This is a genomic window from Massilia oculi (genome assembly GCF_017582745.1).
In the GTDB taxonomy this organism is placed as follows: domain Bacteria; phylum Pseudomonadota; class Gammaproteobacteria; order Burkholderiales; family Burkholderiaceae_D; genus Telluria; species Telluria oculi_A.
On sequence record NZ_JAFVIM010000002.1, the window covers coordinates 230,730 to 250,531 of the forward strand.

23 protein-coding genes are annotated in these 19,802 nt (G+C 65.7%); 16 read left to right on the forward strand and 7 right to left on the reverse strand.

Annotated features, from left to right (window positions below; genetic code table 11):
- The first annotated feature begins 5 nt into the window (after positions 1–5).
- From J3U95_RS03210 to J3U95_RS03220, 3 genes are all read left to right on the forward strand, one after another.
- Complete coding sequence (locus J3U95_RS03210; protein ID WP_208277222.1) at positions 6–1,202, forward strand: acetyl-CoA C-acyltransferase; 1,197 nt, start codon at positions 6–8, stop codon at positions 1,200–1,202.
- A 151-nt stretch (positions 1,203–1,353) separates the two neighbouring features.
- Positions 1,354–2,127: an enoyl-CoA hydratase gene (locus J3U95_RS03215; protein ID WP_208277223.1), complete on the forward strand. Its 774-nt coding sequence runs from the start codon at positions 1,354–1,356 to the stop codon at positions 2,125–2,127.
- Between the two features lie 96 nt (positions 2,128–2,223).
- Positions 2,224–2,811 carry a DUF5610 domain-containing protein gene (locus tag J3U95_RS03220; RefSeq protein ID WP_208277224.1) on the forward strand — a complete coding sequence of 196 codons (588 nt, stop codon included), beginning with the start codon at positions 2,224–2,226 and terminating at the stop codon, positions 2,809–2,811.
- A gap of 35 nt (positions 2,812–2,846) precedes the next feature.
- Here J3U95_RS03220 and J3U95_RS03225 read toward each other — a convergent pair whose 3' ends face one another.
- Complete coding sequence (locus J3U95_RS03225; RefSeq protein WP_208277225.1) at positions 2,847–3,398, reverse strand: YdeI/OmpD-associated family protein; 552 nt, start codon at positions 3,396–3,398, stop codon at positions 2,847–2,849.
- A 151-nt stretch (positions 3,399–3,549) separates the two neighbouring features.
- Here J3U95_RS03225 and J3U95_RS03230 point away from each other — a divergent pair, with 151 nt between their 5' ends.
- The gene (locus J3U95_RS03230) at positions 3,550–4,149 is read left to right on the forward strand and encodes a hypothetical protein (protein ID WP_208277226.1); all 600 of its coding nucleotides are present in this window, start codon (positions 3,550–3,552) and stop codon (positions 4,147–4,149) included.
- A complete protein-coding gene (locus tag J3U95_RS03235; RefSeq protein ID WP_208277227.1) occupies positions 4,143–4,724 on the forward strand; it encodes a DUF6036 family nucleotidyltransferase in 582 nt (193 codons plus the stop codon). The genes J3U95_RS03230 and J3U95_RS03235 overlap by 7 nt, the downstream gene beginning before the upstream one ends.
- 9 nt (positions 4,725–4,733) lie before the next feature.
- Here the strand turns inward: J3U95_RS03235 and J3U95_RS03240 are convergent, their stop codons facing one another.
- From J3U95_RS03240 to J3U95_RS03255, 4 genes are all read right to left on the reverse strand, one after another.
- Positions 4,734–5,624, reverse strand: a complete 891-nt coding sequence (locus J3U95_RS03240) for a LysR family transcriptional regulator (RefSeq protein ID WP_229519608.1) — start codon at positions 5,622–5,624, stop codon at positions 4,734–4,736.
- A gap of 76 nt (positions 5,625–5,700) precedes the next feature.
- Positions 5,701–5,952, reverse strand: coding sequence for a hypothetical protein (locus J3U95_RS03245; RefSeq protein WP_208277228.1), 252 nt, complete (start codon positions 5,950–5,952; stop codon positions 5,701–5,703).
- An 85-nt stretch (positions 5,953–6,037) separates the two neighbouring features.
- Positions 6,038–6,610, reverse strand: a complete 573-nt coding sequence (locus tag J3U95_RS03250; RefSeq protein ID WP_208277229.1) for a hypothetical protein — start codon at positions 6,608–6,610, stop codon at positions 6,038–6,040.
- Between the two features lie 76 nt (positions 6,611–6,686).
- Positions 6,687–7,250, reverse strand: coding sequence for a GbsR/MarR family transcriptional regulator (locus J3U95_RS03255; protein ID WP_208277230.1), 564 nt, complete (start codon positions 7,248–7,250; stop codon positions 6,687–6,689).
- A 260-nt stretch (positions 7,251–7,510) separates the two neighbouring features.
- On the opposite strand from J3U95_RS03255, the gene J3U95_RS03260 reads away from it, so the two are divergent.
- From J3U95_RS03260 to J3U95_RS03295, 8 genes are all read left to right on the forward strand, one after another.
- The gene (locus J3U95_RS03260; protein ID WP_208277231.1) at positions 7,511–7,906 is read left to right on the forward strand and encodes a DUF2946 domain-containing protein; all 396 of its coding nucleotides are present in this window, start codon (positions 7,511–7,513) and stop codon (positions 7,904–7,906) included.
- 52 nt (positions 7,907–7,958) lie between these two features.
- Positions 7,959–9,644 carry a thiol reductant ABC exporter subunit CydD gene (gene cydD, locus J3U95_RS03265; RefSeq protein WP_208277232.1) on the forward strand — a complete coding sequence of 562 codons (1,686 nt, stop codon included), beginning with the start codon at positions 7,959–7,961 and terminating at the stop codon, positions 9,642–9,644.
- Complete coding sequence (locus J3U95_RS03270) at positions 9,641–11,317, forward strand: amino acid ABC transporter ATP-binding/permease protein (RefSeq protein WP_208277233.1); 1,677 nt, start codon at positions 9,641–9,643, stop codon at positions 11,315–11,317. Before cydD ends, J3U95_RS03270 begins: the two co-directional genes overlap by 4 nt.
- Positions 11,318–11,355: 38 nt before the next feature.
- A complete protein-coding gene (locus tag J3U95_RS03275; protein ID WP_208277234.1) occupies positions 11,356–12,966 on the forward strand; it encodes a cytochrome ubiquinol oxidase subunit I in 1,611 nt (536 codons plus the stop codon).
- A gap of 4 nt (positions 12,967–12,970) precedes the next feature.
- The gene (gene cydB, locus J3U95_RS03280; protein ID WP_208277235.1) at positions 12,971–14,128 is read left to right on the forward strand and encodes a cytochrome d ubiquinol oxidase subunit II; all 1,158 of its coding nucleotides are present in this window, start codon (positions 12,971–12,973) and stop codon (positions 14,126–14,128) included.
- 23 nt (positions 14,129–14,151) lie between these two features.
- A complete protein-coding gene (gene cydX, locus J3U95_RS03285; RefSeq protein ID WP_208277236.1) occupies positions 14,152–14,316 on the forward strand; it encodes a cytochrome bd-I oxidase subunit CydX in 165 nt (54 codons plus the stop codon).
- Positions 14,317–14,447: 131 nt separating this feature from the next.
- Complete coding sequence (locus J3U95_RS03290; RefSeq protein ID WP_109345315.1) at positions 14,448–14,768, forward strand: ArsR/SmtB family transcription factor; 321 nt, start codon at positions 14,448–14,450, stop codon at positions 14,766–14,768.
- Positions 14,769–14,815: 47 nt separating this feature from the next.
- Positions 14,816–15,142 carry a DUF4326 domain-containing protein gene (locus J3U95_RS03295; RefSeq protein WP_208277237.1) on the forward strand — a complete coding sequence of 109 codons (327 nt, stop codon included), beginning with the start codon at positions 14,816–14,818 and terminating at the stop codon, positions 15,140–15,142.
- Positions 15,143–15,186: 44 nt separating this feature from the next.
- On the opposite strand, the gene J3U95_RS03300 is transcribed toward J3U95_RS03295, so the two are convergent.
- Both J3U95_RS03300 and J3U95_RS03305 read right to left on the reverse strand, forming a co-directional pair.
- Positions 15,187–15,816, reverse strand: a complete 630-nt coding sequence (locus J3U95_RS03300; protein WP_208277238.1) for a head GIN domain-containing protein — start codon at positions 15,814–15,816, stop codon at positions 15,187–15,189.
- Positions 15,817–15,935: 119 nt separating this feature from the next.
- Positions 15,936–16,523, reverse strand: coding sequence for an O-methyltransferase (locus J3U95_RS03305; protein WP_208277239.1), 588 nt, complete (start codon positions 16,521–16,523; stop codon positions 15,936–15,938).
- Positions 16,524–16,627: 104 nt separating this feature from the next.
- Here J3U95_RS03305 and J3U95_RS03310 point away from each other — a divergent pair, with 104 nt between their 5' ends.
- From J3U95_RS03310 to J3U95_RS03320, 3 genes are all read left to right on the forward strand, one after another.
- Entirely contained in the window at positions 16,628–17,098 is a 471-nt protein-coding gene (locus J3U95_RS03310; protein WP_208277240.1) for a GyrI-like domain-containing protein, read from the forward strand.
- A 263-nt stretch (positions 17,099–17,361) separates the two neighbouring features.
- On the forward strand, positions 17,362–19,035 hold the full coding sequence (locus J3U95_RS03315; RefSeq protein ID WP_208277241.1) for an acid phosphatase: 1,674 nt from the start codon (positions 17,362–17,364) through the stop codon (positions 19,033–19,035).
- A 134-nt stretch (positions 19,036–19,169) separates the two neighbouring features.
- Complete coding sequence (locus J3U95_RS03320) at positions 19,170–19,802, forward strand: DUF4142 domain-containing protein (protein WP_208277242.1); 633 nt, start codon at positions 19,170–19,172, stop codon at positions 19,800–19,802.

The following is a 19,802-nucleotide window of genomic DNA, read 5'->3' on the forward strand; positions in this document are numbered from 1 at the left end:
CTGACATGAGCAAACAACTTCAAGACGCATACATCGTCGCAGCGACCCGTACCCCGATCGGCAAGGCGCCGCGCGGCATGTTCAACAAGACCCGCCCGGACGACCTGCTGGTGCACGCGATCCGCGGCGCCATGGCCGCCGTGCCGAACCTCGACCCGGCGCTGATCGTCGACGCCATCGTCGGCTGCTCGTTCCCGGAAGCGGAACAGGGCTTCAACGTGGCGCGTAACGCCGTCGTGCTGGCCGGCCTGCCGAACACGGTGGGCGGCGTCACCGTCAACCGCTACTGCGCCTCGGGCATCACCGCGCTGGCGATGGCGGCCGACCGCATCCGCGTGGGCGAAGCCGACGTGATGATCGCCGGCGGCGTCGAATCGATGTCGATGGTGCCGATGATGGGCCATCACCCGTCGATCAATATGGATGTGTTCAAGGACGAGAACGTGGGCCTGGCCTACGGCATGGGCCTGACCGCCGAGAAGGTCGCCAACCAGTGGAAGGTGTCGCGCGAAGACCAGGACGCCTTCGGCCTGGAATCGCACCGCCGCGCCATCGCCGCCCAGCAAGCCGGCTACTTCAAGGACGAAATCACCCCGGTCGAGATCGTCACCCGCACGCCGAACCTGGCCACCGGCGAGATCAGCGTCAAGAAACGCACCGTGGACAGCGACGAAGGCCCGCGCGCCGACGCCAGCGCCGAAGGCATGGCGAAACTGAAGCCGGTGTTTGCGGCCAAGGGTTCGGTCACCGCCGCGACCTCGTCGCAGATGTCGGACGGCGCCGGCGCGCTGATCGTCGTCAGCGAAAAAATCCTGAAGGAGCACAACCTGACCCCGCTGGCCAAGTTCTCCTCGTTCGCCGTGCGCGGCGTGCCGCCGGAGATCATGGGCATCGGCCCGAAGGTGGCGATCCCCGCCGCGCTGGCCGCCGCCGGCATCACGCAGGACCAGCTGGACTGGATCGAACTGAACGAAGCCTTCGCCGCCCAGGCGCTGGCCGTGATCCGCGACCTGGACCTGGACACCAGCAAGGTCAACCCGATGGGCGGCGCGATCGCCCTGGGCCACCCGCTGGGCGCCACCGGCGCGATCCGCGCCGCGACCGTCGTGCACGCGCTGCGCCGTAACAACCTCAAGTACGGCATGGTGACGATGTGCGTCGGCGCCGGCATGGGCGCTGCGGGCATCATCGAGCGCGTCTAAAAGACATGGCGGCGCTTTGCTGCGCCGCCGCATTTCAAGCGTGGGCGGGAAATCCAAGCACCGTACGTCAATGCCGCGAGCGTGACGTGGGGTGGGCGGGTCTCCCGCCCACGCGTCCAATCGGCCCATGAACAATTCTGGAGACAACACCATGAGCATCCGCCTCACCAAAGCCGACGGCATCCTCACCATCGAATTCAACCGCGTCGAACGCAAGAACGCGATCACCGGCGCGATGTACCAGGCCATGGCCGACGCGCTGCGCGACGCCGACCAGGACGCCGCGGTGCGCGCCATCCTGATCACCGGCCAGCCCGAGATCTTCACCGCCGGGAACGACCTCGACGACTTCCTGAACAACGTCGGCGAAGGCGCGATGACGCCGGAACGCCCCGTATTCCAGTTCATGACGGCGCTGGAAGGCGCGACGAAGCCGGTGGTGGCGGCCGTCGCCGGCGCCGCGGTCGGCATCGGCACTACCCTGCTGATGCACTGCGACCTGGTCTACGCCGCCGACAACGCCAAGTTCTCGATGCCGTTCACCCAGCTCGGCCTGTGCCCGGAATTCGCATCGTCGCTGCTGGTGGCGCAATCGGCGGGCTACACGCGCGCGGCCGAGAAGCTGCTGCTGGGCGAGCCGTTCCTGGCCCAGGAAGCGCTGGAGATGGGCATCGTGGCCCGCGTGCTGCCGGATGCCGAGCTGCTGTTCTTCGCGCAGGGCCAGGCCGCCAAGCTGGCCAAGCTGCCTCCTAGCTCGATCCGCACCACCAAGGCGCTGATGAAGCGGGCACGTGGCGCGCTGGTGAAGGAGACCATCGCCGCCGAGAACGAACGTTTCAGCGCGATGCTGACCGGAGCGGAGGCAAAGGAGGCGTTCACCGCCTTCTTCGAGAAGCGCAAGCCGGATTTCAGCAAATTCGATTGAATATCTCGCCGCCTGCGATGCCTCAAGCAGCGTTTCCTTAAGTTTTGCTCAGGCCTTCCGATATTGTCGATATGATCAATGAATAGGGAGGCGAGCATGAGCCTGAGCATCTCCAGTGTCGGCCAGCAGGGAGCGACCCTCCCTGCCGCCAGGGTAAAACCCGCGGTGGCCGAAGCACGACAGGAAACGGAAACCTTGGTCCAGGACAAAGTGACCCTGGGCGGACGACAGGCCGAGCCACTGACCTATGGCAGCAAAGGCGGCGGCAAGGTGACCCAGTCCGAGCTTGCAAGCATGATCGAGGAATCCGATCGCAAGGCCCAGGAAGTCATCGACCTGATCCGCCCGCTGGTCGAGCAGCAGGGTCTCAACTTCGCCAAGGTGGCGAGCGGAGAACAGCAACTGACGGCGGATCCCGACACCATCGAAGCAGCCAGGGCGGCTATCGCGGATGGCGGCGAATTCAGCGTGGAAAAGACTTCCGAGCGCATCCTGGGCTTTGCCAGGGCAATGATCGGCGCCGATCCATCCAGGATGGACGCCATTCGCGCCGCGGTCGAAAAAGGCTTCCAGGAAGCGCAGGACATGCTGGGAGGAAGCTTGCCCGAGATCAGCCAGAAAACCCTGGCTGCGGTGCAGGCCGGTTTCGATCAATGGCAGAAGGATGGCATCCCGGCGGACTGAATCGCCCGTCCGTCGCGCTGCCGGGTTCCGCAGGTTTATTTGGCCTCGCGCGGTGGCTTGAGGCTCTTGCTGTAAAAACCCGACGGGTCGAAGCAACAGACCCGCTTCTTGCCGGCGGCCAGCATGTCGCCGGCGTCGGCTACCCGGCTCATACGGGTCTTGGCCTGCTTGGCCGACTCGATCCAGTGGATCCAGTCGATGCGGGCGATGGTGGTGGTGGCGTCCCAGGTCGCCCTGGCTGGTGGCGATGCGTCGAGTACTTCATCCAACTCGGGCGGGACTAGTGGTTCCTGCTCGCTCGGTGCTGGAGCAACGTCGAACGTGACGATATCCCCGATCGCGACACCCGCCTCAGTCATCAGCGTGGCCGGAACCCTGAACCAGTGACTCAACTGGCCGTCGGGCTCCAGCGTGGCCTGGAACAGGTGGCCGTTGAGTGTGCCTTGCATGCTTGTCCTGCCGCGCCGCGGGAAGACCTCGCTGACCGGTTTTGGCAGGACGACGAAGGCCCAGCGATCGTTTTCCTGTACCTCGGCCGGGTGGCATAGCGCAGCTTCGAAACTTGACTCGGCAATTGCAGCTTTCATTCCTTCCCCTCGCGGGCTCGACGATCAGTGGAGTGTAGAAAGCAAATTCAGTCACTGTCAATGCAGCGCCTGCTGACCAGCCAAGAACCCGGATCTTGACTGTATCAATTAACGGACTATACTGGCTCGAGGTTCGTTAGTGGAGGTCATTGTGCGCTACAAGGATTTTCCCAAGCACGATTTCAGAAGGTGTTTGCTGGTACTCGTCACGCTGGAGAAACTCGGCGCACGAGCCACATTGCATTACACCGCACAAGCACTCGAATGCACACGGGCCGAGGTATTGCGCGCTATCGAGCTCGCGCAGCAACAGTTTTTTGTCGGGATCGACAAGAACGGTCCGGTCTATCGAATCACATCGTGGGGCGTGCTCGACCGGGGCGGTGTCGCCACAGCGCTTCGCCAGGTATCCGGCGACGATCGCCTTTCGCAGATTTTTGGGCAAGAGAGCATCGTGTGGAACAGGGAAACTGAAGCCGATCTGGTCAATTCGCTTGCCGATGCAGTGGCAATGCGCAGATTGCCGAAATCGGGGCGCGAGGCCGATGTCTACCGACTGTCGGCACAGTTACTCAAGACAAGGCACCGGGTAGCGGCTGATTTTCTTGATTCCGCGGCACGCCAGTTTCACTACCAGGCGCACACCGTGCCGCGGCCGTTTCCTGACGTGGTCAAGGATGGCCTGGTCAGCGATATGCCTCGTTTGCGCAGTCTTCTCGAGAAGCGCATGGATGGAGTGCGGTCATGGTGAAACCAATCGAGTTTGCGACCCACACCGATCTGGCGAATGGACTGCGATCGCTGATCGTCGAACTTGAACGACGAGTGAATTTGCGTGAGCCGCTGACGATGCTCATTGCCGGCGGCATGGCGATTCATTTGTACACGGCCGCGCGGACTACCACAGACGTCGACGCCGAGTTTTCAAAGCGAATCCTGTTGCCTGCCGACCTGGTTGTCGAGACGAGGGAAGGCAATATGCTGTACCTGGATGCCAGCTATAACAGTACGTTCGCATTAATGCATGAGGACTACCAGCAAGATGCAGTGCCGGTGCCGATTGGAACGGACATGATGAGAGTCCATGTGCTGAGTCCTCTCGACCTCATTGTCAGCAAGATCGCCAGATTGTCCGACCCGGATAAAGAAGACATCCAGAATATGATTCGTCGTTTTCATATCTCTGCTGAAGAGATCGAGAAACGTGCAGAGGAAGCGCTCGGTGGATATATCGGTAATACGGATTACTTGCGCATGAATCTGCGCGAGGTTCTGGCGATGGCCCGGCAGGGCGGCTCGACAGGTCGTATCCTGACGGACGCCTGAGTATCCGGGTCAAGCGACGCCCTGGGATGCGAAAGACGACATCGCGCTGGCGATCGCGTCGAACGTCACGCGGCAGCCGGTATTCTGGCGCAGGTCCTCGTGCATCGTCACCCAGGTCTCGAGCGATATCGATAATTCGCCGGGCAGGATGCGCACCAGTCGCGGCTCGCTTCGCGCCAGCGCAACCTGGCAGATGCCGATGCCGGCATCGGCGCGGATCAGGGCCAGTTGCGCCAGGTCGTTGTCGGTGCGTAGCGCGAGATTCGCATGCTGGAACTGTGGCCAATGCCGCAGCGCTTCGCGGATGAACGGCGTGCCGCAGTCATAGCCGATCAGCGTATGGCTGGCGAGGTCGGCGAGGCTGGCAGGTTCACCGCAGCGCGCCAGGTAGCCACTGCCTGCATGCAGGCCCCACTCGATGATGCCGGTGCGACGCGCGATAAGCTGCTCTTGCGTGGGGCGGGAGACGCGCACGGCGATATCGGCTTCGCGATGCAGCAGATTCTGTACCTGGTTGACCACGACCAGTTCGATCTTTAATTCGGGATAACGTTCGCGCAATGTCGCGATAACGGCCGGCATCACCTCGACACCGATCACCTCGCTCACGCTGACCCTGACGGTGCCCCGCACGCCGTGACCGAAACCGCTGGCCGTCCGCTCCAGCGTGGCGGCCATGCTTTCCATTGCGTGGGCGTGCGCCTGAAGTGCGAGCGCGGCTTCGGTCGGCAGAAAACCGGTCGGCGACCGCGTGAACAGCACCAGTCCCAGGGCGTCTTCGAGCGCCGCGATATGGCGCCCGACCGTCGGCTGGGCCATGCCCAGCACGCGGGCAGCGCCTGACAGCGACCCTTCGCGCAGGACGTGGGAGAAGCTCCGATACAGTTCCCATTCGATCAAGCCGGCACCTTCGAGGTATTCAAATCTGCATAGCAGCTAGCGCAGTTCATGCAATTTTCAATTGGCCCAGCATGCATCAGTATGTCTTCATCGTCAAGGAGGCAACCATGGATACGAAAAACGCTCCCGCAGTGCTGCGGGGCTTGCTCTGCTCGATCATCGTGATGTCGCTGCCAACCGGGGCGGGCGTGGCGCTCATCGCGCTGGCGTCGGCGCCGCCCTGGCGCCTGGCGGCGCTGCGCGGTATGTCACGCCGGTGCGCGTTCCAGGCGAAGCGCATAGCAGCCATATGCGGCGTAGCGGCCAGGGAAGGCGAGAGTGTGGTCATGGCGGCGTCACTGCGAAAGTGGAGATGCCGCGATCTTCGCGCAATCCCGCCCGCGTCGCGCCTCGTTCCTTGCTGTCGAATCCCGTCAGCGCGCCTGGGTGACGTGCGCTTCGCGCAGCGGCCGCCATCCGAGCCGCGCCTCGATCGCGCGCCGGTAACGGGTGTCGATGTGGGCCGGCGTGCGGCGGATATAGTCCTCGGCCGCTTCGCGCTGCGCGCCGGCGCGGCCGTCCAGCCAATCCACCACCTCGTCGGCCGTCGGCACACGGCCGTTGTGACCGTCGAACTTGGGCGGCACGGCGGTCCACACCGCCGCGTCGATGCGCCTGGCGCGCAGCCATGCCGCGATGCGCGGATCTTCCCGCGTGCCGTCGCGGGCAGGAATGCTGCCGATCCATTCGGGCCGCTCGAGCGTGATCTTTTCGCGCTCGCGCACCATGGCGCGCGCCTCATCGAGGTCGCCGGTGGCGAGCCAGGCCCAGTAGGTCGGCGCCAGGCGCGCGGTTTCGCACAGCACCAGCGCCAGCTCGGGACTGTCGTCGCTCTGGCGCGCGAATTCGAGGGGAAGCGGCGGGCCGCCGGGATGCCAGCCAGAGGCCAGCTTGAGACCCTGGGGCTTCCACAGAAGCGAGCCCCAGGCGATACAGACGATGTTCATGACGGAAGAGCCTGGCAATCAAAACCCCAGTCTAGCCCGTCATGCGAAAGCGGCGAGCACGGCTATACAGCCGGCATCAGTCTTCCCGGGCTTCCTTGGCCGCCGCCGCGCCGAACAGGCGGTCCTTGGCCGACAACAGCTTCTGCACCTTGGAACCCATCTTCATCAGCTGCGACATCGACTCGGGCGACAGGCGCTGCAGGTCGTCGAACCAGTTATTGGCCAGGTCGACCAGCTCGTGCATCTCGCGCATGCGCTCTTGCGCGAACTGGTCTTCGGGGCTCTTGGCGGTGGCCAGCAGCGATTCGCGCAGCACCGACAGGGTCGGCGCGACTTCGCGGCGGCGGCGTTCGGCCGCGACCACGCGGAAGATTTCCCAGACGTCGCCGAGCGAGGTGAAGTACTCGCGCCGGTCGCCGGGAATGCGCGACAGGCGCACCAGGCCCCAGGACTGCAGTTCCTTGAGGCCGATGCTGACGTTGGAGCGTGAAATGCCGAGCTTCTCGCCGATGTCGTCGGCGTGCAGCTGTTCCTCGGTAACGAAGAGCAGGGCGTAGATCTGCCCCACCGTGCGGTTGATGCCCCAGCGGCTGCCCATTTCACCGAAGTGACTGACAAAGGTTTGGACGAGTGGCGTCATGTTGAGAACTTTTCGATGCTTTTGAAAGGTGGATTATCCCACGGTCCCACGACACGCACACGGACTGGCTCACCACGGTGGTGCAAGCAAGCCGTTAATACATGAGTAATTCCCGACAAAGTCACTCTCCTTTCCAGACAAACTTGAAGTTTCAGTGCATAATTTCACTAATTTCTGAAAATTCAAAATCTTTAGAAGGCTTGGCGTAAGCTAAGGATAACGTAGATCAAGGCATCGGCTTCACCGCTGGACTGAACACCATGAACGCGCAACGCAACCGCTCCATCATCCTCTGGCTCGCCGCCCTGGCGATCCTGTGGGGCATGCTTGCTCCCTCACTAGCGGCGAATTTCGCATCGCCTCAGGCGAACCAGGGCAAGACCTGGATCGAAGTCTGCATGTCGGCTGGCACCAGGCTGATGGCGCTCGACCTCGATACCGACAGTGCCGCCGGCGACAAGCTCGTCCATCCCGGCATGCATTGCCCGGCCTGCGTGTCGCAGTACGACCTGGCCATCGTCGGGCATCCTCCGGGCAGCCTGGTGCTGCTGGACACCCCGCTCGTAGCTGCCCTGCGCCCTCACGGGCCGGCGCTGCGGCTCGCTTCGACCTTCCGCACCGACCACCGCAGCAGGGCGCCGCCACCCGCCGCCTGACCCGGTATCAGCACGCGGCCCGCCGCCCCCCTCAATCGTCTGGAGAACCACCATGCTTCGCCGTCAAGGCCGTGGCCCGGCCACGCACGTCCCATCCACCCGCAGCGCCACCTTCGTGATAAGCGCGGCGGCGCTGCTGTGGATTCCGCAGGCAGCCCTGCTGGCCCATGCCGTGCAGCGGCTGGCCAATGGCGCCGGCCTGGCGGACATGCTGGCGCTGGCCTGCGGCTTCCTGGCGCTGGGCGTGCTGCGCGCCAGCAGCGAAGCCTGGGGCGCGCGCCGCCTGTTCGCGGCCTCGCGCCTGCACCTGGCCCAGCTGCGCAGCAAGGCGGCGCAAGCCCTGGCATCGCGTTCGACGCTGGACCGTGAGCGCCTGGCCAGCGGCCGCGCCGCCAGCGCATTGGCCGAGCAAGCCGAAGCCGTGCTGCCCTGGCTGGTACGCTACCAGCCGGCGCGCATGCGCACGATGCTGGCGCCGCCCGCGATCGCGCTCGCCGTCCTCCATTACTCGTGGGTGGCTGCCCTGATCCTGGTGGTGGCCGCACCGCTGATCCCGATCTTCATGGCCGTCATCGGCTGGCGCGCCAAGGCCGCCAGCGAAGCGCAATTGCAGGTCATCGGCGGCATGAGCGGCTTCCTGCTCGACCGCCTGCGCGGACTGTCGACCCTGCGCGCGCTTCGAGCCGTGGACGCTACCGCGCAGCGCGTGCGCGCCACCGCCGACAGCGTGCGCGCCAGTACCATGCGTGTGCTGCGCATCGCCTTCCTGTCTTCCACCGCGCTGGAACTGTTCTCGGCGCTGGGCGTGGCGCTGGTCGCTGTCTACGTGGGCTTCCACCTGCTTGGCGAGATTGGACCGGGCAGCTGGGGTGTGCGCCTGACGCTGGCCCAAGGGCTGTTCATCCTGCTGCTGGCCCCCGCCTTCTTCGAGCCATTGCGAGAACTGTCGGCCGTGTGGCACGACAAGGCCTCGGGCGAGGCGGCGCTGAAGGAGCTCGAACAGCTCCAGCACGCCGGCCTGGCGCTGCCGGGTGCCTTGGTCCCGCAGGGTAAGCAGCCTGCTGGCCGCTCGCCGGTGGCGCCGTCGGTCGAGATCGAGGGCCTGGTATTCCAGCACCCCGGCGAAGCGCCGCTGTTCGATGGCGAGGACTTGCACGTCCGCGCCGGCGAGCACGTGGCCCTGGTCGGCCCCAGCGGCAGCGGCAAGACCACGCTGCTGTCGGTCGTCGCGGGCCTGGCGCCCGCCAACGGCGGAGTGGTGCGCATCGGTGGCGTGCCGCTCGACGACAGTTCGGCGGCCGGCCTGCGCGCCAGCATGGCCTGGATCGGCCAGAAGCCGCACGTGTTTTCCGGCTCGGTGCGCGGCAACGTGTCGCTCGAGCGCGACGGCATCGACAGCGCGGCGGTCGGCGCCGCCGTGCGCCGCGCCGGCCTGGGCCATGTGGCCCACGCGACGCCGGGCGACAGCCTGGGCGAGGGCGGCCTCGGCCTGTCGGGCGGCGAGCTGGTGCGCCTGGCGCTGGCGCGCGCGGTGTGCGCGCCGCATGCCGGCCTGCTGCTGGCCGACGAACCCACTGCCCACCTCGACCGTGACACCGCCGCCAGCGTGATCGATGCGCTGGTGGAGCTGGCCCGGGGCCGCACCCTAATCGTCGCCACCCATGACCTGACCCTGGCCGCGCGCCTGGGACGCGTGGTGCGCATCGGCGAACCCTTTATCAAACGGAGCGCGGCATGAAATCCCGTCACGACCTGCAACCGGTGCTTGCCCTGTTTCTGAAAACGGGCGGGCGCCGGCTGGCGCTGGGCGCCTTCCTTTCCACCCTGGTGGTGCTGGCCGGGATGGCGCTGCTGGGCACCTCCGGCTGGTTCATCACCGCCACCGCGCTGGCCGGTCTCGCAGGCGCTGCCGCGATGTTCAACGTCTTCGTGCCGAGCGCCGCGATCCGCCTGCTGGCGCTGGGCCGCACCTTCGGCCGCTACGCCGAGCGCATGGTGACCCACGACGCGACGCTCGGCGTGCTGGCCGCGCTGCGCGAACGGCTGTTTCGCGGCTGGGCCGGCCCGCAGGCGGCGCGCACCTTGCTGCGCCGTCCCGCGCGACTGCTGTTCCGCCTGACCGGCGACATCGACGCGCTCGAATCGATCTACCTGCGCCTGATCGTGCCGGCCATCGCCGCCCTTGGCGCGGCGCTGCTGGCCGGCGTGGTGCTGGCGAATCTCGACTGGCGCCTCGGGCTGGCGATGTTCGCCTGGCTGCTGGCCTTCGGCTGGGGTGTGACGGTCCTCGTGGCGCGTCTTGCCCGCCCGGTGGCGCTGCGCCGCGCCCGCGCGCTGGAACGGCTGCGGGCCCAGGCCATCGACCTGGTCGCCGGCCAGACCGACCTCGCCATGGCCGGCCGCCTGCAGGCCCAGTGCGCGCGCCTTGTACAGACGGACGACAGGCTGGCGCGCGCCGACGATGCGCTGCACCGGCTCGAGACCGGCGCCGGCTGGACCTATGCGGTCGGCGGCCATCTGACCGTCGCGGCGACCTTGCTGGCGGTGGCTGCGCTGGGAGCGAGCGCACCGGCGGCGGCACTGGCCTTGCTGATCGCCCTGGCCGCGCTGGAACCGTTCGCCGCGATGCGCCGCGGCGCCATCGAAGCCGGCCGCAGCTGGCTGGCCGCGCGCCGCGTGGGCCCCCGTTTGCGAGAGGAGGCGGATGACGCCAGCGCCGTCGGCGCCCCTGGCGAGGACGAAGCGCTGCTGCTGTGCGACGCCAGCGTCGTGCATCCAGGCCGCGAAGGCGCCGCGCTGCACGAGGTCAGCTTGCGCATCGCGCGCGGCGAGCGGGTCGCCGTGGTCGGCGGCAGCGGCGCCGGCAAGTCGACCTTGCTGGGACTCGTCGCCGGCGAACTGGCGACGCATGCGGGGCAGGTGAGGGCGCTCCCCGCCACCTGGCTGACCCAGCGCACCGAATTGTTCCAGGACAGCCTGCGCGACAACCTGCGCCTGGCCGATGCGCAGGCGAGCGACGAGCAGCTGTGGGACGCGCTGCGCGCCGCCGGCCTCGAGGTCGACGTGCGCCTGCTGGCGCGCGGCCTGGACACGCCGCTGGGCGAGGGCGGCCTGGGCCTGTCGGGCGGGCAGTCGCGCCGCCTGGCGCTGGCGCGGCTGCTGCTGCGCCGGGCCGATTTCTGGCTGCTGGACGAGCCGACCGAGGCGCTCGACGCCGCCACCGCCGCCGACGTGATGGAACGCCTGGCCCGTCATGCGGACGGGCGCACCGTGCTGCTGGCCACGCACCTGCGGCGTGAGGCGCAACTGGCCGATCGCCTGCTGGTGATGCGCGCGGGACGCCTGGTCGCCGACCACCGGCGCGGGACACGAGGATTCGACGCGGCGCTGCTGGCGCTGCGTCAGGACTAGACAACCAACATCGATTCACCAATAAGAAAGGATTCACCATGGATCTCGACGTCGTCGGGCTCTCCCGACTACAGTTCGCCCTCACGGCGCTGTACCACTTTTTGTTCGTTCCCCTGACACTGGGGCTGTCGATGGTCATCGCCATCATGGAAACCGTGTACGTGATGACCGGCCGCCCGATCTGGCGCCAGATGACCAAGTTCTGGGGCGTGCTGTTCGGGATTAACTTCGCCATCGGCGTGTCCACCGGCCTGGTGATGGAGTTCCAGTTCGGGATGAACTGGAGCTACTACAGCCACTACGTCGGCGACGTGTTCGGCGCGCCGCTGGCCATCGAAGGCCTGATGGCGTTCTTCCTCGAAGCTACTTTTGTGGGCCTGTTCTTCTTCGGCTGGGACAGGCTGTCGAAGCGCCAGCACCTGATGGTGACCTGGCTGACCGCCATCGGCACCAACTTCTCGGCGCTGTGGATCCTGATCGCCAACGGCTGGATGCAGAATCCGGTCGGCGCATCGCTCAATCCGCAGACCATGCGCATGGAGGTGTCGGACTTCGGCGCGGTGCTGGCCAATCCGGTGGCGCAGGCCAAGTTCGTGCACACCGTGTCGGCCGGCTACGTGATCGCGGCGCTGTTCGTGCTCGGCATCTCGGCCTGGTACTTGCTGAAAGGCCGTCACATCGAGCTGGCCAAGCGCTCGATGACGGTGGCCGCCTCGTTCGGCCTGGCCGCCTCGCTGTCGGTGGTGGTGCTGGGCGACGAAAGCGGCTACCTGGCCACCGAGCACCAGCACATGAAGCTGGCCGCGGTCGAAGCCATGTGGGACACGCAGCCGGCGCCGGCCGCCTTCACCGCGGTGGGCTTCCCGGACCAGGATGCGCGCGAAACCCATTACGCCATCCACATCCCCTGGGTAATGGGCCTGATCGGCACCCGTTCGATCTCCAGCGAGATCCCGGGCATCAACGACCTGGTCAAGCTGGCCGAGGTGCGCGTGCGCCAGGGCATCCTGGCCTATGACGCGCTGGAGAGAATCCGCGCCCTTGGCGGCAAGGGCCCCGTGCCGGCCGAGCTGCAGGCGAAGTTCGAAGAGAACAGCAAGGTGCTGGGCTATGCACTGCTGCTCAAGCGCTACGTCGACGATCCGCGCCAGGCTACCGAGGCGCAGATCAGGCAGGCCGCCAACGACACCGTGCCGCAGGTGGCGCCGCTGTTCTGGTCGTTCCGCATCATGGTCGGCTTGGGGCTGTACTTCATCGTGCTCACCGCGGTGTTCTTCTGGCTGTCGGCACGCCGCCGCCTGGACGCGTATCCATGGCTGCTGAAAGTGGCCGTGTGGTCGATCCCGTTGCCGTGGATCGCCGCCGAAGCCGGCTGGATCGTGGCCGAACTGGGGCGCCAGCCATGGGCCGTCGAAGGCGTGCTGCCGACCGCGGTCGCGGTGTCGAACATCGGCATCCAGACCGTGCTGGCCACCTTGCTCGGCTTCGTGGTGCTGTATTCGATCCTGATCGTGGTCGAGATGAAGCTGATGCTCAAAGCGATCCGCAAGGGTCCCGAAGAAGAGGCCGAGCATTCGCCAGGCACCCACAGCCCCCTGGTCGGCACCACGCCGGCAATGCGCACTGCGCCAATGATCACTGCGGAGTAACGACATGATTCTTCATATGCTTCTCGACTACGACACCCTGCGTGTCATCTGGTGGGTGCTGCTGGGCGTCCTGCTGGTCGCCTTCGCGGTGACCGACGGCTTCGACCTCGGCACCGGCACCCTGCTGCCTTTCGTGGCCAAGACCGACCTCGAACGGCGCGTCGTCATCAACACCGTCGGCCCTGTATGGGAAGGCAACCAGGTCTGGCTGGTGCTGGGCGGCGGCGCCATCTTCGCCGCCTGGCCGCAGCTGTACGCGGTCTCGTTCTCGGGCTTCTACCTCGCCATGGCGGCCGTGCTGCTGGCGCTGATCCTGCGCCCGGTCGGCTTCAAGTACCGCAGCAAGCGTGACAGCACCCAATGGCGCGCGGCCTGGGACTGGGCCCTGTTCGTCGGCGGCTTCGTGCCGGCGCTGATCTTCGGCGTCGCCATGGGCAATGTGCTGCAGGGCGTGCCGTTCCGCATCCAGCCCGACATGCAGATCTTTTATGAAGGCGGCTTCTTCGGCCTGCTCAATCCTTTTGCGCTGCTGTGCGGCCTGGTGTCGGTGGCGATGCTGGTGATGCATGGCGCGGCCTGGCTGGTGCTCAAGACCGATGGCCTGGTGGCCAGCCGTGCGCGCACCTGGGGCATCCGCGCGGCGCTTGCCACCGTGGTGCTGTACGCCGTTGCCGGCGTGCTGCTGTGGAACGTGGTCGATGGCTACCGCATCAGCAGCGAGCTGGTGACGACCGGTCCATCGAACCCGCTGTTCAAGACCGTGCAGGCGGGCGTCGCCGGCAGCTGGTTCGCCAACTATGCGGCCCACTCCTGGACCCAGCTGGCGCCCGCCGCCGGCATCGTCGGCGCGCTGCTGACCTGGATGGCGCTGGTCAAGCGCAAGGAAGGCGTGGCGATGCTGACTTCGAGCCTGTCGGTCGCCGGCATCGTGCTGAGCGTGGGCGCCTCGATGTTCCCCTTCATCCTGCCGTCGTCGACCCAGCCGCAGGCCAGCCTGACGGTGTGGGATTCGTCGTCGAGCCACCTGACGCTGTTCATCATGCTGGTCTGCGCCTGCATCTTCCTGCCGCTGATCATCATGTACACCAGCTGGGTCTACAAGGTACTGTGGGGCAAGGTGAATCCGACCGACATCCGCGATGGCAAGGGCCACGCCTACTAATCGAAGAAAGAAAGGAAACCATCATGTGGTATTTCGCCTGGTTGTTGGGACTGCCGCTGGCAGCGGCGTTCGGCGTGCTGAACGCGATGTGGTATGAGCTGATGGACGATGCGGCGGTCGCCACCGCGGCCAAGCAGAAGGAGCCGTCAGTGCTGCCGGTGCAGGACGCATTGCGCAAACGCGCCTGACGGCTAACGCGCGCCGGGGCGCTGGTCCCGGCGCACGTTTTGTCATCACCCTGTCAAAGTCTTTCGACAGTATTCGAACCGTGGCTCCAGCATCGACGCGCTGGCCCTTGAATCGAAAGAATACTGTTCGCATGCAAACCAATCTCGCCATCGCGGCGCTTTCCGCGCTCGCCCAGGAATCGCGCTTCGCCGCCTTCCGCCTGTTGGTGCAGGCCGGTCCCCAGGGCCAGTCCGCCAGCAATATCGCCGCCGCCCTTGAAATGCCGGCCTCGTCGCTGTCTTTCCATTTGAAGGAACTCACCCACGCCGGCCTGGTATCCCCACGCCAGCAAGGCCGCTACATCATCTATGCGGCGCGCCTGGAGACCTTGCAGCGTTTGATGGAGTTCCTCGCGTCCACTTGCGGCAGCGCTGGCGCGCAGTCGATGCAGGAGCGCCTGGCCCCGGTATGATGGCTTGCGCCGGAAGATCCGGCGCGTATCCATCATGAGGAAAGCCAATGACGCCACACCGTGTGCAATTGAGTCGCAAGAAGGGCTGGCGCATGCCGCCGAACACGATTTCGGTGGCGCGTCCGGGCCGCTGGGGCAATCCATTCTCGGTGCTGCCCGACGTGGCGCCGGGCACGCCGGTCGGGCGCTATGTGGCGATGCCGACGGTGGAAGAGGCGGTGGCGGCCTACCGTCGCTGGCTGAACGACGATCCCGACGGCCGCCAGCTGGCGCAAGAGGCGCAGAGCATCCTGCGCGGGCATAACCTGGCTTGCTGGTGCCGGCTCGACGGGCCTTGCCATGCTCAGGTGCTGCTCGACCTGGTCAACGGGTAACCGCGTCGGCAGCGTGGCTGCCAACCCCACAGGGTGGTGTGGCGTTATTTGGCGGCGGTGACGTTGCCGATGCCCGACACCGAGCGGCTGACCGAACGCGGTTGGCCGTAATAAGTCAGGTTACCCAGGCCCTGCACGCTGGCATTGAGGCGGTTCTTGGCGTGCACCGACACTTCGCCGATGCCGCGGAAGGTGACGTCGGCATCCTGGGCCACCAGGTCCTTGGCAATGACCTCGCCCACACCCTCGGCGTTCAGGCGCAGATGGCCCACGCGGCCGTTCATCTGCAGGCTGCCGGCGCCGCGGTAGTTGACGTCGAAGTTGTCGCCGCGAACGTTATTCAGCACCATCAGGCCGGCGCCTTCGCCGCGGAAGCTGGCGAGCTCCGGCATGGTGACGACGACCCGCTCGCCATCCTTGATATTGACGTTGTTCCTGTTCTTGTCCTCGAAGCCCAGGCGCAGTTCGCCGTTCACGACTTCGGTCGTGACGCGGTCGATGAATTTCTGATTGCCTTCGACCCGCACCGAATGGGCCTTGCCCACCTCGACCACCAGGCTGACCGGGCCGCGCGCATCGATGGTCTTGAATGGCGTGACGTTACGCACCTGGTCGGCGGCCTGGGCCGACAGGGAGGCAAGGGCGAGAAGGGCGGCGATGGCGGCGCGTTTCATGGTGGTCTCCGGTAAGTTGATGAAACCATTCTAGGGAGCGCGTCCTTGCCTTGCGCGCCCCGTGCGATGGACTGCACAAAACCGTGCCTGAACTGCACAGGCGCCGGAACCAGGAGGGATCAATGCTTGGTCGCCAGGAATTCGCCCTTGCCGACCGGGACCAGGCTGGTGCTCCATCCGGACGCGCAGCGCAGCGCCTGCATGAAGGGCGCCAGTTCCTGGGCGTGCGAGGTAGCGTTGTCGACCACCACCAGCCCGCCCGGGCGCAGGATGCGTTCGATGTGCGGCAGCCAGCCGAGGTAGGCGCTGCGTTCGGAGTCGAGGAAAAGCAGGTCGAACGATTCGTCGGCGCTGCTGGCCAGGAAATCGGCGGCCTGGCCTTCGACCTGCACGATGCGATCCTGTAAAGACGCGCGCGCAAAATTCTCGCGCGCCAGCGCGACCTTCTCGGCCGACAGCTCGACCGTGGTGACGCTGCCGTTGATGCCTTGCGCGGCGTCGGCCAGCCACAAGGTGGAATAGCCGTTCGAGGTGCCGATCTCGAGGACGCGGCGGGCGCCCATGGCGCGCACCAGCACCGCCAGGAATTCGCCGGTGTCGTGGGTGATATTGAGCAGGCGGCGCGCGCGGTTGGCGGGCGCGGCATCATGGCTGACGCCATGGGTTTCGAGCTCCTTGAGCAGGGCTTTGAGTGAGGTAGGCAACATTGTTCTCCTTTTGACACGAGAAATCGATCCGCACGATTGCGTGGATGCTAATATTGTCGAAGAGATAAGGCTATAATCTTTTCGTCCATTAGCAAGCCACTATCATGCACATCTCAACCGTTACACTACCTGAAATGAAGCTCGCCGGGCTGCCTGTCGCAGGGCCCGCCTCGGTTCTGGAAACGGAGTTGCCAGAGATCTGGAAATCCTTCCTTGCCCGCGAGGCGGAGCTGGGCGAGACCGATGGCCTGCATTATGGCGTGCGCATGCCGCAATATGGCGGCATGAAACTCGAATGCATCGCCGTCGAAGTCTCGGACCTCAACAACCTCCCTCCCGGCATGATCGCGATCCGGATCCCGGAACGCCGCTACGCCCTGATGACCCATCGCGGGCCCATGGTGCACGCCCAGGCCAGCACCGTGACCGGGATCGCCACCATGGAACAGCTGGGCATGGAAGAAGACGAAGACGGCATCCGCCTGGAGCGCTACGACCGCCGCTATACGCCGACGGTCGACGATGATGCGCGGCCAGACAATGCCTACGACATCCTGATTCCGCTATACGGCTGAAGCGGGGCTGGAAAAAATGCAGGCCCACGCATGTGGGCCTGCATTCAGAGAAATTGGTGCCGGTATGTTTCCCGACCGCCGGCGCCGGTAGGGCGGTTTGCACCGCCGAGTGCCCTTCCCTAGGAGCACTTGCATTGTGACCTCGAAATGTGACGCCTCTTTGACGCACCACACTTTATTTGTTTCCGATTGTTTCCATTCGTAAATTGCGCGGATAATAGTTCCTTCGCGGCCGCCAGGGCCGACAGCAAGAGGAGCTATACGTGCAAGATCAAGAGCGAGAGCAACACCGCGGACCCGAGGCGTCCATCCAGCCAGAGAACCCCACGCGCAGGCGCATCTTCCAGGCCGCCGCCGCGGTCGGCGCCGCCGCCACCCTGCCCGGTGTGACGAATGCGGCCGCAGCGCCGGCAAAGCCCGCCGCCAAGGGATCGCTCGACGCCAAGCTGCGCGCCCATGTCAAGAACGTGGTCGTGATCTACCTGGAAAACCGCAGCTTCAACAACCTGTTCGCCGACTTCCCCGGCCTGGCCGTGCCGCTGGCAAGCGTGCCGGCAGCCAGCGTCCAGCAGCGCGACCGCGATGGCTCGATCCTGCCGACCTTGCCCAAGGCCTGGGGCGGCGTGGTGCCGGGCCGCCAGAACATCGGCGGCAAGGACTACATCACCACCGAAGCCCAGTCGGCCAACCTGCCGAACGCACCGTACAAGCTGACGGATGCCGAGGGCAAGCCGTTGCCGGAAGGCGTCATTACGCGCGACCTGGTGCACCAGTTCTACCACAACCAGATGCAGATCAATGGCGGCCGCAACGACGGCTTTGCCGCCTGGTCCGATGCCGGCGGCATGGTGATGGGTTATTACGGCGAAACCTCGAAGAACCTGGGCCTGTACCAGATCGCGCGCGAGTTCACCCTGTGCGACAACTTCTTCATGGCGGCTTTCGGCGGCTCCTACCTGAACCACCAGTTCCTGATCAGCGGCCGCGTGCCGGAATACTTCAATGCGGCCGAGACGGCGGCGAAGAACAAGATCGCGGTGCTGGAAGACGGCCCGCAGGGCGTGCGCCTGGCGCTGGCCCCCGATTCGCCGGCCTCGGCGCTGGACGGCAAGCCGAAGTTCGTGCGCAACGGCGCGATGACGCCCGATGGCTACGCCGTCAACACGATGGCGCCGCCGTACCAGCCGAGCTGGGTGCGTCCGGCCTTCGACGGCGACCCGCTGCACGCCGACCCCGCGGACGCCTCGACCCTGCCGCCGCAGACCTATGACACGATCGGCCACCTGCTGTCGCGCAAGGGCGTGAGCTGGGCCTGGTATGGTGGCGGCATGCAGGCGGCGCTCGACGGCCGCGGCGCCGGTGAGCGCCCGAACTTCCAGTATCACCACCAGCCGTTCAATTACTTCAAGCAGTTCGCACCGGGCACGAAAGAGCGCGCGGAGCACTTGCGCGACGGCGGCCTGGGCGACAGCCCGATCTCCAACAAGTTCATCGCCGACATCGTCGCCGGCAAGCTGCCGGCGGTGGCCTTCTACAAGCCGCAGGGCAACCTGAACCTGCACGCCGGTTACTCGGACATCGAGTCGGGCGACGCCCATGTGGCCAACATCATCGAGCACCTGAAGAAATCGCCACAGTGGAAGGACATGGTGGTGGTGATCACCTTCGACGAAAACGGCGGCTGGTGGGACCACGTGGCGCCGCCGCAGGGCGACCGCTGGGGCCCGGGCTCGCGCATCCCGGCGATCGTGGTGTCGCCGCACGCCAAGCGCGGCGCGGTCGACCATAATTTCTACGACACGACCTCGATCCTGCGCTTCATCACGCGCCTGCACGGCCTGCCGCTGCTCGAGGGCCTGGCCACCCGCAACGCCGCTTTCGAAGCGCGCGGCGCGCGCCCGCCGGGCGACCTGACGGCGGCGCTCAGCTTCCGCTGATCGCACCTGCTTTCCTCGAAAGCCAGCCTGTCCGGGCTGGCTTTTTTTATGAAATTGCTTGTCGGCTAACGCGCGCTAGTCTTGAACAGGCAGGACTACACTCGGCTCATCCAACTATTTCAACGGAGAGTCAAATGCAAAAGAATCACATTCTCAAGCGCCTGATGGCGGTTTCGGTTGCCGCGGCCATGTTCGGTGCGGTCGGCGCGCAGGCACAGACCAGCCAGGCCGACCAGCAGTCGGGCGCCAGCAGCACTTCCGCCACCGCCAGCAGCGACGCCAAGCTGACCGCCGCCGACCGCAAGGCAATCATGGACATGGGCATGTCGAACATGGCCGAAGTCGAAATGGGCAAGCTGGCGCAAAGCAAGAGCCAGAACGCCGAGGTGAAAGCCTTCGCCACCAAGATGGTCGACGACCACGGCAAGGCGCTGAGCGAGGTGCAGACCCTGGCCCAGTCGAAGGGAGTGACCCTGCCGACCGAACTCGACGCCAAGCACAAGGCCATGTCGGCCAAGCTCGAGAAAATGTCGGGAGACGCCTTCGACAAGGCTTATGTCAAGCAGGGCGGCGTCGGCGCCCACAAGGAAACCCTGACCAAGCTGCAGGCGGCCTCGAAAGGCGCCAAGGATTCGGAAGTCAAGGGCCAGGTCGACAAGATGATCCCGGTCGTCCAGGAACACTTGAAGCATGCCGAGCAACTGGCGCAAGGCAAGTCGAGCAGCACCGGCAGCTCCGGCGCCGGCCATACCGGTTCCAGCCACTAA